The 13,772-nt window shown below is 72.0% G+C and carries 15 protein-coding genes; 8 read left to right on the forward strand and 7 right to left on the reverse strand.

All coding sequences use genetic code 11. The annotated features are described in order from the left end of the window. Nucleotides 1-20 precede the first annotated feature (20 nt). From LN042_RS02305 to LN042_RS02315, 3 genes are all read right to left on the reverse strand, one after another. Nucleotides 21-395, reverse strand: coding sequence for an RNA polymerase-binding protein RbpA (locus LN042_RS02305; protein WP_230048025.1), 375 nt, complete (start codon nt 393-395; stop codon nt 21-23). Nucleotides 396-648: 253 nt separating this feature from the next. Beyond that, entirely contained in the window at nt 649-2,205 is a 1,557-nt protein-coding gene (locus LN042_RS02310) for a hypothetical protein (RefSeq protein WP_230048026.1), read from the reverse strand. 13 nt (nt 2,206-2,218) lie between these two features. Beyond that, on the reverse strand, nt 2,219-2,413 hold the full coding sequence (locus LN042_RS02315) for a hypothetical protein (RefSeq protein WP_230048027.1): 195 nt from the start codon (nt 2,411-2,413) through the stop codon (nt 2,219-2,221). A 192-nt stretch (nt 2,414-2,605) separates the two neighbouring features. On the opposite strand from LN042_RS02315, the gene LN042_RS02320 reads away from it, so the two are divergent. The 4 genes from LN042_RS02320 to LN042_RS02335 all read left to right on the forward strand — a co-directional run bounded on the left by LN042_RS02320 (nt 2,606) and on the right by LN042_RS02335 (nt 5,590). Beyond that, entirely contained in the window at nt 2,606-3,082 is a 477-nt protein-coding gene (locus LN042_RS02320) for a GNAT family N-acetyltransferase (protein WP_230048028.1), read from the forward strand. Between the two features lie 213 nt (nt 3,083-3,295). Beyond that, on the forward strand, nt 3,296-3,583 hold the full coding sequence (locus LN042_RS02325; protein ID WP_230048029.1) for a hypothetical protein: 288 nt from the start codon (nt 3,296-3,298) through the stop codon (nt 3,581-3,583). A 5-nt stretch (nt 3,584-3,588) separates the two neighbouring features. Then, complete coding sequence (locus LN042_RS02330; RefSeq protein WP_230048030.1) at nt 3,589-4,233, forward strand: acyl-CoA thioesterase; 645 nt, start codon at nt 3,589-3,591, stop codon at nt 4,231-4,233. 103 nt (nt 4,234-4,336) lie between these two features. Next, the gene (locus LN042_RS02335; protein ID WP_230048031.1) at nt 4,337-5,590 is read left to right on the forward strand and encodes an alanine racemase; all 1,254 of its coding nucleotides are present in this window, start codon (nt 4,337-4,339) and stop codon (nt 5,588-5,590) included. 33 nt (nt 5,591-5,623) lie between these two features. Here LN042_RS02335 and LN042_RS02340 read toward each other — a convergent pair whose 3' ends face one another. Together LN042_RS02340 and LN042_RS02345 are read right to left on the reverse strand one after the other, a co-directional pair. After that, on the reverse strand, nt 5,624-6,508 hold the full coding sequence (locus LN042_RS02340) for an SGNH/GDSL hydrolase family protein (protein WP_230048032.1): 885 nt from the start codon (nt 6,506-6,508) through the stop codon (nt 5,624-5,626). A gap of 117 nt (nt 6,509-6,625) precedes the next feature. After that, the gene (locus LN042_RS02345; RefSeq protein ID WP_230048033.1) at nt 6,626-7,510 is read right to left on the reverse strand and encodes a hypothetical protein; all 885 of its coding nucleotides are present in this window, start codon (nt 7,508-7,510) and stop codon (nt 6,626-6,628) included. 513 nt (nt 7,511-8,023) lie between these two features. Here LN042_RS02345 and LN042_RS02350 point away from each other — a divergent pair. The 4 genes from LN042_RS02350 to LN042_RS02365 all read left to right on the forward strand — a co-directional run bounded on the left by LN042_RS02350 (nt 8,024) and on the right by LN042_RS02365 (nt 13,012). Further along, entirely contained in the window at nt 8,024-9,670 is a 1,647-nt protein-coding gene (locus LN042_RS02350) for an APC family permease (protein ID WP_230048034.1), read from the forward strand. A gap of 78 nt (nt 9,671-9,748) precedes the next feature. Continuing rightward, nucleotides 9,749-10,588, forward strand: coding sequence for an SAM-dependent methyltransferase (locus LN042_RS02355; RefSeq protein WP_230048035.1), 840 nt, complete (start codon nt 9,749-9,751; stop codon nt 10,586-10,588). 154 nt (nt 10,589-10,742) lie between these two features. Beyond that, complete coding sequence (locus LN042_RS02360) at nt 10,743-11,975, forward strand: esterase/lipase family protein (RefSeq protein WP_230048084.1); 1,233 nt, start codon at nt 10,743-10,745, stop codon at nt 11,973-11,975. Between the two features lie 14 nt (nt 11,976-11,989). Next, nucleotides 11,990-13,012, forward strand: coding sequence for an alpha/beta fold hydrolase (locus LN042_RS02365; protein WP_308191751.1), 1,023 nt, complete (start codon nt 11,990-11,992; stop codon nt 13,010-13,012). 73 nt (nt 13,013-13,085) lie between these two features. On the opposite strand, the gene LN042_RS02370 is transcribed toward LN042_RS02365, so the two are convergent. Both LN042_RS02370 and LN042_RS02375 read right to left on the reverse strand, forming a co-directional pair. Continuing rightward, a complete protein-coding gene (locus LN042_RS02370) occupies nt 13,086-13,538 on the reverse strand; it encodes an SRPBCC family protein (RefSeq protein WP_230048036.1) in 453 nt (150 codons plus the stop codon). A 3-nt stretch (nt 13,539-13,541) separates the two neighbouring features. Then, nucleotides 13,542-13,703 (reverse strand): hypothetical protein, encoded by a 162-nt coding sequence (locus LN042_RS02375; RefSeq protein ID WP_230048037.1) that lies wholly within the window; start codon nt 13,701-13,703, stop codon nt 13,542-13,544. Nucleotides 13,704-13,772: the final 69 nt, after the last annotated feature.

Below are 13,772 nucleotides of genomic sequence, written 5' to 3' on the forward strand. Positions count from 1 at the left end.
GGGCTTGTGCTTCTTCCGGATCAGGCGCTCTTGCGCGTGTCCCGCGGGTGCACCGCGAGGTTCATGCCGCCGGAGCGGAGCACGGCCAGCCGCTCGGCCAGCACCTCCTCCAGCTCCTCCCGCGTCCGGCGCTCCATCAGCATGTCCCAATGGGTCCGGGTCGGCTTGATCTTCTTCTCTTCCGGCTCGTCGCCGTCGAGCAGGACGGCCTCGGTGCCGCAGAATCGGCACTCCCACACCGAGGGGATCTCCGCCTCGACGGAGAAGGGCACCTCGAACCGGTGTCCGTTCTGACATGCGTACTCGACGGTCTGGCGCGGGGCCAGGTCAATGCCACGGTCGGTCTCGTAGCTAGTGGCGCCGAGTCGCGTGCCTCGGAGAGCTCGCTCGCTCATGAATCGTGCCTCCAGGGCTTATGGCCCACAGGACTAGTTGGGGTCGCTGTCTTCGTCGTTCGGTCAACGCTCGGCCGTCGACGAAGATTCCCGTCCGGGACGTGCTCGTCTGTCGTGCCGCCCATGTTTGTACCCATCTCCGTCCGATTTGTCACATCTAGAGGGGGATATCACCCTCAGTGTTGTGAAATTCGCACTGTGTGACGGAATCCGCTTTCCGTGCTGACCAGGTGTCCGAGTGCAGCGCGTGCGTTCACGGCAGCCGAGCCGGACGGACCGCCTTCCGCAGATCGACCGGCGAGACCGGCAACGGCGCAGCGGCCGCCCCGGTCCGGCTGCCGTGGTACGGCAGCAGGGCGATCACCGCGTTCCGCAGTCGGGCCGGCGCCTCCTCGTCGAGCGGGTCCACGGTCGCCGGCACCTGCAGCCGGACCGGGGCCTGGTTCCCGAGCCGGGCGTACCCGCGCCCGCGCGGCGTCTGCGCGGCGGGCGTGATGTCCAGCGGCACGCCGAGTGCCGCCGTCAGCTCGGAAGCCGGGAGGTCGCCGAGCGCCACCCGGGCCCGGGTGGCGGCCCGCAGCGTGGGCGACAGCCGGCCGGCGGCCTCGGCGGCCTCGGCGGTCACCACGGTGATCCGGGCGGCCCGCCCGTGCCGCAGTGGCACCTCGAGCAGCTCCTGCGGATCCGGCCGGCCCCCGGCCCGGGCCAGCTCGGACAGCTCGGTGGGGTGGTCCAGCAGGAGCCAGAGCGGGCGCAGCGCGTCGTCGGGCGCCGGCTCGCCGCGGTGGCGGGCGGCGTTCAACGCGGCCAATCGCCGCTCGGTCTCCCCGGCCGCCCACTCCAGCGCGGCCACCGCGCCGTGCAGGCTGGTCTCCACGCTGCGCACGCCGGGCCGGTTGACCAGGCAGGCGTGCTCGCCGGTACCGGCGCCGTCGATCACCAGCAGGTCGCCGTGGGCCAGGGCCTGCAGGGCGATGGTGCGCAGCAGCGTGGAGGTGCCGGAGCGGGCGGTGCCGAGCGCGAGCAGGTGCGGCTCGGCGGAGCGCGGGCCGGTGCGCCAGACCACCGGCGGCCGGTGGCCGGGCTGGTCGCCGTGGCGCACCGGGATCCGGCGCTGGGTGGCCTCCGGGTCGGTGAAGCCCAGCACGATCTCGCCGGGTGCGGTCACCCAGGACTGGGCCGGCACCTCCACCGGCAGCGGGGCCAGCGCGGTGACCCGCAGGGTGTTGCACTCCAGGTCCCAGTCGAACCGGTACTCGCGGGCCCGCCCGGCCTTGCCCCGCACCACCTGTTCGATCCGGGTCCGGGCGGCGGGCTCGGTGTCGGTGAAGTAGGCGGGGTAGCCGATCGCCAGGGTGCTGAGCCGGCCGTCGGCGTCGAAGGACCACCCGTCGAAGGCCTCCTGGTAGCCGCCGTCGGGGCGGTAGAGCGGGGACAGGTCGTCGGGGGCGGCCAGGTAGGGGGTGAGTGCGGCGTAGAGCGCGGGCAGCTTGACCTCGGCAGGGTCGGGCTCCGGTGCCGCCACCGCTCTGGACTGCCGACCGCTCCAGGCCGCGCTGCCGAGCAGCGCGGCCACGGCCAGGACCGGCCCGTGCGGCAGCAGCACGACGCCGACCAGCGCGGCGGCGGCGAGCAGCGCGGCGGGTCCGCGCTTGTCCCGGGGGGTGGCCTGCCAGCGGGTGGAGGCCCAGCCGGCGTGCCGCCGCAAACCCCGCCCGATCAGGGTGAGCGGGGTGAACATGTCTGCGGCGTGGTCCCCGGCTGTGCGGGCGAAGTCCCGGCTCCGGGTCAGGTGGCGGGTGACGGACATGGAGCGCGCGGCCTCAGAACTTGATGCCGCCGAGCAGGCCCGCCAGGCTGGCGCCGCCGGCTTGGATGCTCGGCGCGATCGCGGTACCGGCCAGGTAGAAGCCGAAGAGTGAGCAGACCAAGGCGTGCGAGACCTTGAGCCCACCCCGTCTGAAGAAGATGACGGCGATGGTGCCGAACAGGACGATGCTGGAGATGTTCAGGATCACGGGGCTGCTCCTCGTGGCGGCGGGCCGGGCGTCACTATGGCGATGATGTGACGTACTGTCCTCATATCGTGACAAAAAGTAATAGATGACGGAACGGGGCAAACGGGTGATTCTGCTTGGCGCCGCCCGGAGCACTCCATGGCTCCGGCAAGTGGATCATCGGATGATCGGGGCGCCGTATGCTTGGCGGCCATGGAGCTTCGGATCACCGGCTACGACCACCCCGACGCCGTCACCCTGACGGCGGCGGTCCAGCAGGAGTACATCGCCCGTTACGGCGACATCGACATCACCGAGATGGAGGCCGAGCACTTCGCGGCGCCGCACGGGGTCTTCGTGGTGGGTTACCTGGACGGTGCGGCGGTGGCCTGCGGCGGCTGGCGGGCGAAGGACGGCGACCATCCCTTCCTGCGGGACGGCGACGCCGAGCTCAAGCGGATGTTCGTGGTCCCCCAGGTGCGCGGCCGGGGCCTGGCCCGAGTGCTGCTGCGGCACCTGGAGGGGAGCGCGGCCGCGGCCGGCCGGCGCCGGCTGGTGCTGGAGACCGGCACCGAGCAGCCCGAGGCGGTGGCCCTCTACCAGTCCGAGGGTTATCTGCCGATCACCAAGTTCGGCGTCTACCGGGAGGCACCCGAGTGCATCTGCCTCGGCAAGGAACTCGGGGCCTGAGTCAACACCGAAATACCGAAAGTCCGCCGATCGGCTGGTCACTTGACTGGCAACGGTGAATTATCCGTACTCCGGACGTGGGGTCATGTCACCCCTGGGTGGATGAACGGCGAACCGGACACCCGGGCTGGGTTAGCGTCGTGCCCGCTGGCGGCACCCGGGCATCCGGGTGCCGCCCTTCCCTGTTGACGCTCTTTCCCCCAGGAGAACCCCGTGCACGACAATTGCCCGCCGGATCGCAGCGTGGTGGCCGCAGACAGTCTGCGGACCGCGGTCGGCGCGCTCGACGCTTTCTCCGTCCGCGCCGGCGCGGCGAACGTGGCCGGTCGGCTCAGTGTGCTCGTCGAGCTGTGCGAGGCGGTGGACCGGGCGATGGACTCGCTGGTGGTCCGGATGGCGGCCGAGGCGGCCGAGGAGGGTTGGACCAGCGGCCACATGCGCGACGCCGCCCCCGCGTACCACGCCCGGTTGCAGCGTGCCCTCGCCCCGGTCCAGTGGTGACCGTGATGACGACGATGACCACGATGACCGCGGAGCCGCGGTCCGCCGGGACCTCCCACGGCAACGCCCACGTGCTGTGCTGCCCGACCCGGTGGAGCGACGTCGACGAGAACGGGCACATCAACAACGCCCGGCTGGTCGGCTACATCCAGGAGGGCATCTACGACCTCTTCCACCACCACGCCCAGGCCGTGCGCGAGTCGCTCTTCCCGGCCGGCTTCCTGATCGCCCGGCACGAGATCGACTACCTTGAGCAGCTGCACCACGGGCCCGAACCGCTGCTGGTGCGCCTCACGGTGGAGCGGCTCGGCCGCAGCTCCGCGCACGTCCGGGTGGACGTCTGCCGGGACCCGTTCACCTACATGACGGCCCGAACCGTCGTGGTGGCCCGGGACTGCGAATCCGGGCGGTCGCGGCGGCTCACCACGGCAGAACGCCTCTTCCTGGCGCAGTACATGACGGGCGCTCACCTGGTCGCGGCCGAGCGGACCGCGCCGCCCAGGATCACCCCCAAGGCGATGCCGCAGCGCCAGCCGGATCAGCTGATCCCGCGTCAAGTGACGGCACATCAGACCGGCGGCCAGTCGCGCGGCCAGTCGCGCAAGGTGCCCGCCCCGCGGTCGGGTAGCCGCGGACTCTGCCGGATCTGACCCGCGCCCGGCGGGGGTGCCGACCCCGGGCACCTCCGCCGCCACCCTTCGCCACGTGCTAAAACGGTGGCGGCAATGGAACGGACGGCGTTGGGAGGTGCGGGTGGACCGGGCGAAGGTGGCTCAGCTGGCCGCGGAACGGATCGACTGGCGGTTCAAGGCGCTGCCGTCCGCCGCCTGGGGGTGCACGGTCGCCGAGTACCTGGCCGGCGGGCCGACCCTGGACGACTTCGGCACCCCGCTGCTGACCCTCGACCGCGGTGCGCTCGACCACAACCTGCGGACCATGGCCGACTGGTGCGCCCGGGCCGGCGCCTGGCTGGCCCCGCACGGCAAGACCACCATGGCCCCGGCCCTCTGGCAGGCCCAGCTGGACGCGGGTGCCTGGGCCATCACCCTGGCCAACCTCTCCCAGCTGCACGTCGCCCGCGCCTTCGGCGTGCGTCGGCTGGTGCTCGCCAACACCCTGCTGGACCCGCACGGACTCGCCTGGCTGGCAAAGGAGTTGGACGCGGATCCGGAGTTCTGGTTCGTCTGCTGGGTGGACTCCGTGGCTGCCGTGGAGCAGATGGACCGCGCACTGCGGGCCGCCGGCGCGGGGCGGCCGGTGGACGTCCTGGTCGAGGTCGGCGCACCAGGCGGGCGCACCGGTGTCCGCGACCTGGACACCGGACTCGCCGTCGCCCGCGCCGCGGCCGCGGCCCCGACGCTGCGACTGACCGGCCTGGGCGGCTACGAGGGGGTGCTGGCCCATGACGCCGAACCGGCCGCCCTGGCAGCGGTGGAGCGCTACCTGCTGGCGGTGCGGCAGCTGCACGCCCGGATCCGCGACGAGCAACTCCTCGACCAGGCCGAGCAGGTGCTGCTCAGTGCCGGCGGCAGCAGCTACTTCGACCAGGTGGTCGAACTGCTCGGCGGCGTCCCCGAGACCCGGCTGGTGCTGCGCTCCGGTGCCTACCTGATCCACGACGACGGGCTCTACCACGGGCTGTCACCACTGGCCCGGGGCGCCGGCGGCGCGCCGTTCCGGGCCGCGATGCACGGCTGGGCGAGGGTGCTCTCGCACCCCGAGCCCGACCTGGTCCTGCTGGACGGCGGCAAGCGGGACTTCCCGTTCGACGAGGGCCTGCCGACGGTGCAACGCACCCGCGCCGGGCGGCCGTTGGCCGGCACCGTGACCGGGCTCAACGACCAGCACGCCTATCTGCGCGGCAGCGCCGCCGGGATCGGCGAGGTGGTGCGGCTGGGCCTCTCGCACCCGTGCACCGCCTTCGACCGGTGGAGCATGATCCCGGTGGTCGACGACTCCGACGCGCCCGACCCCCGCGTGGTGGACCTGGTGCGGACCTTCTTCTGAGCACCGGCCCCGCGCGGGGGCGGGGCCGGCGGGTCAGAGCTTCGCCAGGAAGGCGTTCGCCATCACCTGGTAGCCGGTGTCGTCGGCGTGGATGTCGCCGCGCGACATGTTGGTCCACTCCATGATCCGGGCGACGTTCAACGGCACCTGCCCGCCGCCCAGGCCGACCAGCGGGAGGAAGGAGTTGGTGCTGAACGCCCCCGCCACGTCGGCCGTCGGCACCCCGTGCGCCCAGTCCTGGAACTCCAGGGCGGCGTTGAGGGCGTCGGCCAGCGGCACCGACGCGGTGGCCAGCACCTTGCCCTGGTCGCCGGTCATCCAGGCGGCCAGGAAGGGGTCGTAGAGGTTCATCCCGACGATCCGGGTGTGCGGTCCGGAGGCGGCCTTGAGGCGGTCCAGGATGGTGCCGAGGTCGCGACCGGCGGTGGCGATGCCGGTGGCGGCGCAGCCGGCGTTCAGCGAGCCGCCCTCCGCGCAGCCGTCCACGTTGTTGGCGCCGATGTCCAGCGTGACCACCAGGTCGTCGCCGTGGTGGGCCTTCAGGTAGCTGACGGCGGCGTCGATCTGGGCGCCCTGGAAGCTGTGCGGGTAGGGGCAGCCGCCGTTCAGCATCGAGCCGGTGGTCTCACCAGGGCAGCCCAGGTCGGTGAACGAGAACGCGCGGCCCGCGGCGGTGGCCCGCTGCTCCAGAGTGCGGGCGATGTCCTGGGCGTAGCCGTGGCCGACCTCGTGGCCGCCGCCGGGCAGCGTCTGGTAGCCGGCGGCGAGCGAGTCGCCCAGGGCCAGGTAGTAGGTGTGGTGGGCGTGGTCGGCCTCGGCGGCCGAGGCCGGTCCGGCCGCGAGGCCGATCAGGGCGGCGCCGAGCACGGCGGCGCCGGTCGCCGCGCGCAGGCGGCGGCGGATTGCGGATATGCGCATGGACCCTCCCAGGGCACTCGCGGGTGACCCGGATGGTCGCGCGCGAGTGGACCCGGTGAGGTTACTAGCTGGTAGCGGCCGCGTGAACAGCCGGGGCGGGACCAGTGACCGCGGCGGTCAGCTCTGCGGGATGGCCACCAGACCGTGCGCCGCCAGGTCGGCCAGCGGCTCGGCGATGCTGCACGTGCCGAAGGAGGTGAACACGGCGCGGACCGCGGCCACTTGGTCGCCGCTCAGCTCGGTCAGCTCGGCCGCGATGCCGTCCCCGTCCCGCCGGGCCAGCAGCGCGGACAGCTCCGGGTGCTCGGCGCCGCCGAGTGCCGCGTGGGTGGCCAGCAGCAGGTTGAGGAACCCGTGGTGGGCGAAGCCGGTGGCCGGGTCGTCGTGCCGCAGCGCGTGGTGCAGGCCGGCGGTGAACTTGACGGCCACCTTGCGGTAGACCGCTCCGTACAGGAAGGAGGCCAGCTCCAGCTCGCCGGGGAAGGCGGCCGTCGCCGTGCCCCCGGTGCGGAACTTGGCCCGGTACGGGCCGCCTTCCAACTCGTCCAGTGCCAGCAGCAGTTCGTCGCCCCGGGGGAGCTCGATCGCGGTCGGCGCGGCGGGCGCGTACTCGGGCAGGTGCCGCTCGAGGGCGGCGCGCACCCGGCGGACCCCCTCGGGGGCGGGCACGTCCCGGTCGGCCGTGATCTCGATGCCGGCGATCCGCAGCCGCGGGTCGTTCGCCACGGTCCGCAGCGCCGGCTCCAGGCCCGCGCTGCCCTCGGGCACGATCAGCCCGACGGCCAGCTCGCCCTCGCCCAGCTCGGCGCCGAGCGCCTCGATCCGCCCCGCGCCGCACAGGAACGGGCCCACCAGGTCGGCGTACCACGCGGTGCGGTGGGCCCGGTGGGCGGGCACGGCCTCGGAGAGCGGTAGGTCGCCGGGCGGGAAGATCGCCGCGTCGTCGCAGAGCCCCGCGAAGAGCGGCGGGATCACGCTCGGGGAGGCCTGAGGGGTCGTCATCGGGGCTCGTCCTTCTCCGCTCGCGGGGGCACGCCGGTGTGCCCCCTCGGCCAGAGCCTGCCGCAGTGCGGCGGGCCGGGGCAAGAGGAGCACTGGTGCGGGGCTGCACCCGCCTCCGAACGGGTGACGCTCCGACTGACGTCACCGGACGCCGGTGTCCGATATTCGAAGGCCTACGCTCCAGTAAGCAGAAGATATGAAGGAGTAAGGGCCTCCAGGCAACGAATCATGAGCGGGGTGGAAAGCTCAAAAGAAGCTCAAGCGAATGCCGGGCGGACCCTCAAGGCATCCTCGGATATTCCTGCGGATTCCGCAGGTGTGTAAGTGGTCAACCGCCCTGGTGGCGCTGACCTGCGGTGATCTCAGCAGCTGGACAGCGGGTGCGATTCCCCAATTCCCGTGCTAGCGGACGTCGGAACATAACTATTCGGAACACGGGTCTTTGCAGATCCCTAATCGACCGCTAGCGTTCACCGCACTCTCACCCGCCATCATTGAAGAGGGTCCCCACACATGGCAGTTGTTGACACAAAAGCGTCGTCCGGTACGGGCTCCGGTAACAAGCTCCGCCGGGACATCGGCCTGATCGGCCTGCTCTGGGCATCGGTCGGCTCGATCATCGGCTCCGGCTGGCTGTACGGCGCGAAGAACGCAGTGGTGGTCGCCGGTCCCGCGGCCGTCATCTCGTGGGGGATCGGGGCGGTCGCCATCGTGCTGCTCGCGCTGGTCCACGCCGAGCTGGGCGGGATGTTCCCGGTCGCCGGTGGCACCGCGCGCTACCCGCACTACACCTTCGGTGGCCTGGCCGGCATGAGCTTCGGCTGGTTCTCCTGGCTGCAGGCGGCCACCGTGGCGCCGATCGAGGTCGAGGCCATGATCGGCTACTCCAGCCACTTCGGGAAGTTCTTCCAGGACCTCCAGAACACCAACGGCACGCTGACGGCCACCGGCTTCGTCGTCGCCGCCCTGCTGATGGCGGTCTTCGTCGCCGTCAACTTCCTCGGCGTGCGGGTGCTCGCCCACACCAACAGCGCCGCCACCTGGTGGAAAATCTTCATCCCGCTGCTGGCCATCTTCGTGCTGGCGTTCACCCACTTCCACGCGTCCAACTTCACCTCGCACGGCTTCATGCCGTTCGGCGCCAAGGGCGTGCTCGGCGCGATCAGCACCAGCGGCATCATCTTCGCGCTGCTCGGCTTCGAGCAGGCGATCCAGCTCTCCGGTGAGAGCAAGAACCCCAAGCGCGACATCCCCCGCGCGGTGCTCGGCTCGGTCGCCATCGGCGCGGTCATCTACACCCTGCTGCAGGTCGTCTACATCGGCGCCATCCCGGGCGCCAGCATCGTCAAGGGCTGGGCCAACCTCGACTACGCGGGCATCAGCGGTCCGTTCGCCGGTCTGGCCACCGTGATCGGTCTCGGCTGGCTGGCCTGGGTGCTGTACGCCGACGCGGTGATCTCGCCCGGTGGAACCGGCCTGATCTACACCACCTCCACCTCCCGGATCTCCTACGGCCTCAGCAAGAACGGCTACGCCCCGGAGCTCTTCCAGCGCACCGACGACCGCGGTGTGCCGTGGTTCGGCCTGCTGATCTCCTTCGTCACCGGCGTCATCTGCTTCCTGCCCTTCCCGAGCTGGCAGCAGCTGGTCAGCTTCATCACCTCGGCCAGCGTGCTGATGTACGCCGGTGCTCCGCTGGCCTTCGGCGCCCTGCGCGTCCGCAAGCCGGACATGCACCGCCCGTACCGCCTGCCGGCCGGTGAGGTCATCGCCCCGCTCTCCTTCGTGGTCGCCAGCCTGGTCATCTACTGGTCCGGCTGGGACACCCTGTGGCGCCTGGGCCTGGCGATCGTCTTCGGCTACCTGCTGCTCGGCGGCTACGCCTGGTACGCGACCGCCAAGCAGCTGCCGACCGCGCCGCGCCTGGCCTTCAAGGCAGCGCAGTGGCTGCCGGCCTACCTGATCGGCCTGGGTGTCATCTCCTACCTGGGCGGCTTCGGCGACAGCGCCCAGAAGATCATCCCGCTCTGGGTCGACATCGCGATCGTCACGGTCTTCTCCCTCGCGATCTACTACTGGGCCCGCGCCGTGGCGCTGCCCGCCGAGGAGATCGACCGCAACATCGCCGACGTCGAGGTCGTCGACGAGGGCGGCCACTGACACACCGTCCGCCCAGCTGAGCGTCGCCGGCGCCGAACTCACGCCCGAGTTCGGCGCCGGCGGCGTACCATCCGCCGCATGATCAAGGAACAGATCCCCGACGGTGTCGGCCGTACCGCGATCGGGGTGGCCCGGGTGCGGGCCCATGAGAGCACCCGGCGCGACCGCCTCTTCAACGACCCCTACGCGGCCGCCTTCGTCGTCGCCGACGGCCGGCGCGACCTGGCCGTCACCGCAGAGCCGTCGCCGGGCCTGGTCGCGATGGTCCGCCACCTGGTGCTGCGCACCCGCTTCTTCGACGACTACCTGGTGGCCGCGGCCGAGAGCGGCTGCCGCCAGGTGGTGACGCCTGCGGCCGGCCTGGACACCCGGGCCTTCCGGCTCGACTGGCCGGCCGGCACCCGGTTCTACGAGCTCGACATGCCCGCCGTGCTGGCCTTCAAGGAACGGGTGCTGGCCGAACAGGGCGCCCAGCCGGCCGGTCCGCGCACCGTCATCGCCGCCGACCTGCGCGAGGACTGGGCCACCGCGCTGATCCGGGCCGGCTTCGACCCGACCGCGCCGACCGTCTGGCTGCTCGAAGGCCTGCTGGTCTACCTCGAATCCGACGACGTCGCCGCGATCCTCACCACCATCACCGAACTCAGCGCCCCGGGCAGCCGATTGGCCCTCACCCACGGCCTCGGCAACCGGGGCCGGCGGCAGTCCCCCGAACCGCCGGCCCCCGAGCACTCGGCCGCCGAACTCACCGATGTGATGGGCCTGTGGCGCGGCGGGCTGGACGAGGACCCGGTCGCCTGGCTGGACCGGCACGGCTGGCGGGCCGAGCGGAACGACCGCGCCGACGTCGCCATCGCCGTCGGCCGCGGCGCCGACTACGTCACCTCCCAGCGCAGCTTCGTCACCGCCGAGAGGTAGGTGGCGACTTCGCACACCGCCGGACGCCCACCCGGTGTGGCCGCCGCACATGGAGGCGGGAGCGGCCGGCGCCTAACGTGTCGGGGCGCGGGCCGACCGGCCCCGGGGCGAGAGGAGTTGACACGGCGTGCGAGGAAGACGGCGATTGCTCACGGTGGTGGTGGCGGTGCTGCTCGGCGCGGTCGGACTGGCCCGCCCGGCGGCGGCCGCCACGCCCTCCTACCTGACCATGGAAGCCGGTTACAGCACGGTCGCCAACGGCTGGGACCACGTCGAGCGCTACCTCGACACCACGACCGGCTTCCACCAGGAGCAGTACCCACCGGACGGCCGCGGCGACCAGGACGGCCAGCGCCTCACCTTCTTCGGCGGCGTCAAGGAGCCCTACTCCGGGCGCTTCCTGCTCTACTCCGCACCCGGCTGGAACACCGGGTCCCACCAGGTGCCGGTGCTGCTGGTGCACGGCGCCAACGACAACCCGGACCGCGCCTGGGCCAACCCGGGCGAGTCCGGCGGCTACGGCTGCGGCGCCGCCGACTGCCCCAGCACCGGGCTGATGCAGTACCTGGTGGCGCGCGGCTACCGGGTGTTCGCCATCGGCTTCGCCCACAAGCAGGGTGACAACCTGATGCAGGCCCAGGAGGTCGGGGACGCCGTCGCGCTGATCCGGGCCAAGCTCCAGGTGCCGCAGGTGGACCTGATCGGCTGGAGCAAGGGCGAGATGTCCGCCCGCGCCTACGTCTCCTCACTCAAGCCCTCCTGGGGCCGCGCCTACGCCGGCGACGTGCGCAAGCTGATCACCCTGGGCGGACCCAACGGCGGCTACGACTACCCGTTCGCGCACGGCTGGGCCCACGACTTCTCGATCTGGCCGGAGTGCGGCGGCCAGATCAACGCGCCCTCCCCGCACCTGCACATGACCTGCTACGGCACGTACACCGCGCACCCCGAGTTCTCCTTCACCCCGAGCGGCGGCCATGACGACTACCCCGGCCAGCGGCAGATGCTCGCCCGCTGGGACGGCACCTTCGGCGTCGACCAGACACAGCAGGACTGGTACACCACCTACTACGGCGGCCAGGGCTTCTACACCGACGGCGGTGGCATCCAGGCCGCGATCAACGCCGGCTCGCTGATCGCCCCGCTGCAGGCCGCCGGTGTGCCCGCCGGCGTGCAGACCTACCTGCTGGCCGGCGGCACCCCCGATGTGCTGGGCATCTTCAACGAGGACCGCGGGCCCAGCGACGGCGTGGTCTTCGAGGCCAGCGCCCTGGACACCGCCGGAATCGGAAAGGTCGCCGGTACCGCGCTGATCGTCGGCGCCAACCACCTGGAACTGGGCTGGGACAGCGCGGCCGACGCGCAGGTCGCCGGCTGGCTCAACTGAAGGACAGGCCACACGTGATAGCCGACCGACTGGTCACCACAGCCCGCTCGACCGTCAACTACGCGGAAATCGAAGGGCGTTCCGGCGAGCCCGTGCTCTTCGTGCACGGCAACGTCTCCTCCGCCGCCTTCTGGCACGCCACGATGTGCGAACTTCCGGACCACTACCGTCCATTGGCGCCCGACCTGCGCGGCTTCGGCGGCACCGAACCGCTGCCGGTGGACGCCACCCGGGGTGTGCGCGACTACAGCGACGACCTGCTCGCCCTGGTCGACAGCCTCGCGCTCGGCCCGGTCCACCTGGTCGGCTGGAGCATGGGCGGCGGCGTGGTGCTCCAACTACTGCGTGACCGAGCGGCCTCGGTGCGATCAGTGACCCTGCTCAACCCGGTCTCGCCCTACGGCTTCGGCGGCACCCACGGCCCGGACGGCGAGCTCAACTCGCCCGACGGCGCGGGCGCGGGCGGCGGTGGCGCCAACCCCGAGTTCGTCCGGCTGCTGGCGGCCGGAGAGACCGGGGCGGACTCGCCGCTCGCCCCGCGCTCGGTGCTGGACGCGGCCTACGTCAAGCAGCCGCTGCCCGACCCCGACCGGTACGTCGCCGCCATGCTCACCACCCGCTGCGGGGACGACCACTACCCGGGCGACAGCCGCCCCAGCGAAGCCTGGCCGGGCTTCGCGCCGGGCGAGCGCGGGGTGCTCAACACGATGGCCCCGACCCACTTCCGGATCGACGACCTGCACCTGATCGACCCCAAGCCCCCCGTGCTGTGGATCCGCGGCGCCGACGACGTGATCGTCTCCGACACCTCGCTCTTCGACCCGGCCCACCTGGGGGCGCTCGGCGTGCTCCCCGGCTGGCCCGGCCCCGAGCGGTGCCCGGCCCAGCCGATGGTCACCCAGACCCGGGCCGTGCTCGACCGCTACGCCGCGGCCGGCGGCCGGGTGCGCGAGGTGGTGGTGGCGGGAGCCGGCCACAGCGTGCAGCTGGAGCGGCCCGGGGAGTTCCTGGCCGCGCTGCTGGAGCACCTCCGCTGACCCTGGCAGGAAAGCCCCGGCAGCACGGCGGAGCGGCCCCGGCGGGGCCGCTCCGCACGGTGGCCGGTGCCGGTCAGCGGCCGCCGCCCGGGAGCGGGCGGTCGGCCTCGACCAGCTCCTTGAAGTGTTCGAGGTCACCGTGCACGGCCCGCTCGATCGCCCCGGACTGGGCGAAGCCGCGCGGACCGCCGTAGGTCTGGTGCACGGCCTCGGGCTCGTACTCGACCCGCACCTGCAGCTGGGTCGAGCCGGCGTCCAACTGCCGCAGCACCACCGTGCCGTTCAGGTGGGCGCCGTCCAGGGTGCGCCAGGCCATCACCTGGTTGCCGCCGCGGTCGGTGATCTCGGTCTCGAAGACCCGCTCGTGGCCGTGCACCTCGGTTTCGAGGTGGGCCCGGTGGTTGCCGTGGGCATGGGCGTGCTTCACCCCTTCGACGAACTCCGGGTACTGGTGCACTCGGTGCAACTGCTCCCAGGCCACCTGCAGTGGGACGTCCAGGTCGATCTGCTCTTCCAGCGTGTGCATCGATCACTCCTGGTACTCGAAGGGGTCGCCTTCCGCGCGGGACTCGTCCTGCGCGTGCTTCACCTGTTCGGAGGTGACACCCTCCAGCAGAGTGGTGTCCTCCTGCTCCTGCTCTTTCGCCCCCGCGGCGCCCCCTCCGGGCCGCTCCGGGCTGACGGTGGGCATCAGAACCTCCGAGGTTCCGGCGGCCGACCGGGACGGTCCGCCGCGACACCTCCAGCCTGCGCCCGGTGA

It is taken from the genome of Kitasatospora humi, assembly GCF_020907985.1.
Classification (GTDB): domain Bacteria; phylum Actinomycetota; class Actinomycetes; order Streptomycetales; family Streptomycetaceae; genus Kitasatospora; species Kitasatospora humi.

Coding starts and splice junctions, on each gene's coding strand:
- LN042_RS02305 (WP_230048025.1), bottom strand. CDS start 395: ATGAGCGAGCGAGCTCTCCGAGGCACGCGACTCGGCGCCACTAGCTAC.
- LN042_RS02310 (WP_230048026.1), bottom strand. CDS start 2,205: ATGTCCGTCACCCGCCACCTGACCCGGAGCCGGGACTTCGCCCGCACA.
- LN042_RS02320 (WP_230048028.1), top strand. CDS start 2,606: ATGGAGCTTCGGATCACCGGCTACGACCACCCCGACGCCGTCACCCTG.
- LN042_RS02330 (WP_230048030.1), top strand. CDS start 3,589: ATGACGACGATGACCACGATGACCGCGGAGCCGCGGTCCGCCGGGACC.
- LN042_RS02340 (WP_230048032.1), bottom strand. CDS start 6,508: ATGCGCATATCCGCAATCCGCCGCCGCCTGCGCGCGGCGACCGGCGCC.
- LN042_RS02345 (WP_230048033.1), bottom strand. CDS start 7,510: ATGACGACCCCTCAGGCCTCCCCGAGCGTGATCCCGCCGCTCTTCGCG.
- LN042_RS02350 (WP_230048034.1), top strand. CDS start 8,024: ATGGCAGTTGTTGACACAAAAGCGTCGTCCGGTACGGGCTCCGGTAAC.
- LN042_RS02355 (WP_230048035.1), top strand. CDS start 9,749: ATGATCAAGGAACAGATCCCCGACGGTGTCGGCCGTACCGCGATCGGG.
- LN042_RS02370 (WP_230048036.1), bottom strand. CDS start 13,538: ATGCACACGCTGGAAGAGCAGATCGACCTGGACGTCCCACTGCAGGTG.
- LN042_RS02375 (WP_230048037.1), bottom strand. CDS start 13,703: ATGCCCACCGTCAGCCCGGAGCGGCCCGGAGGGGGCGCCGCGGGGGCG.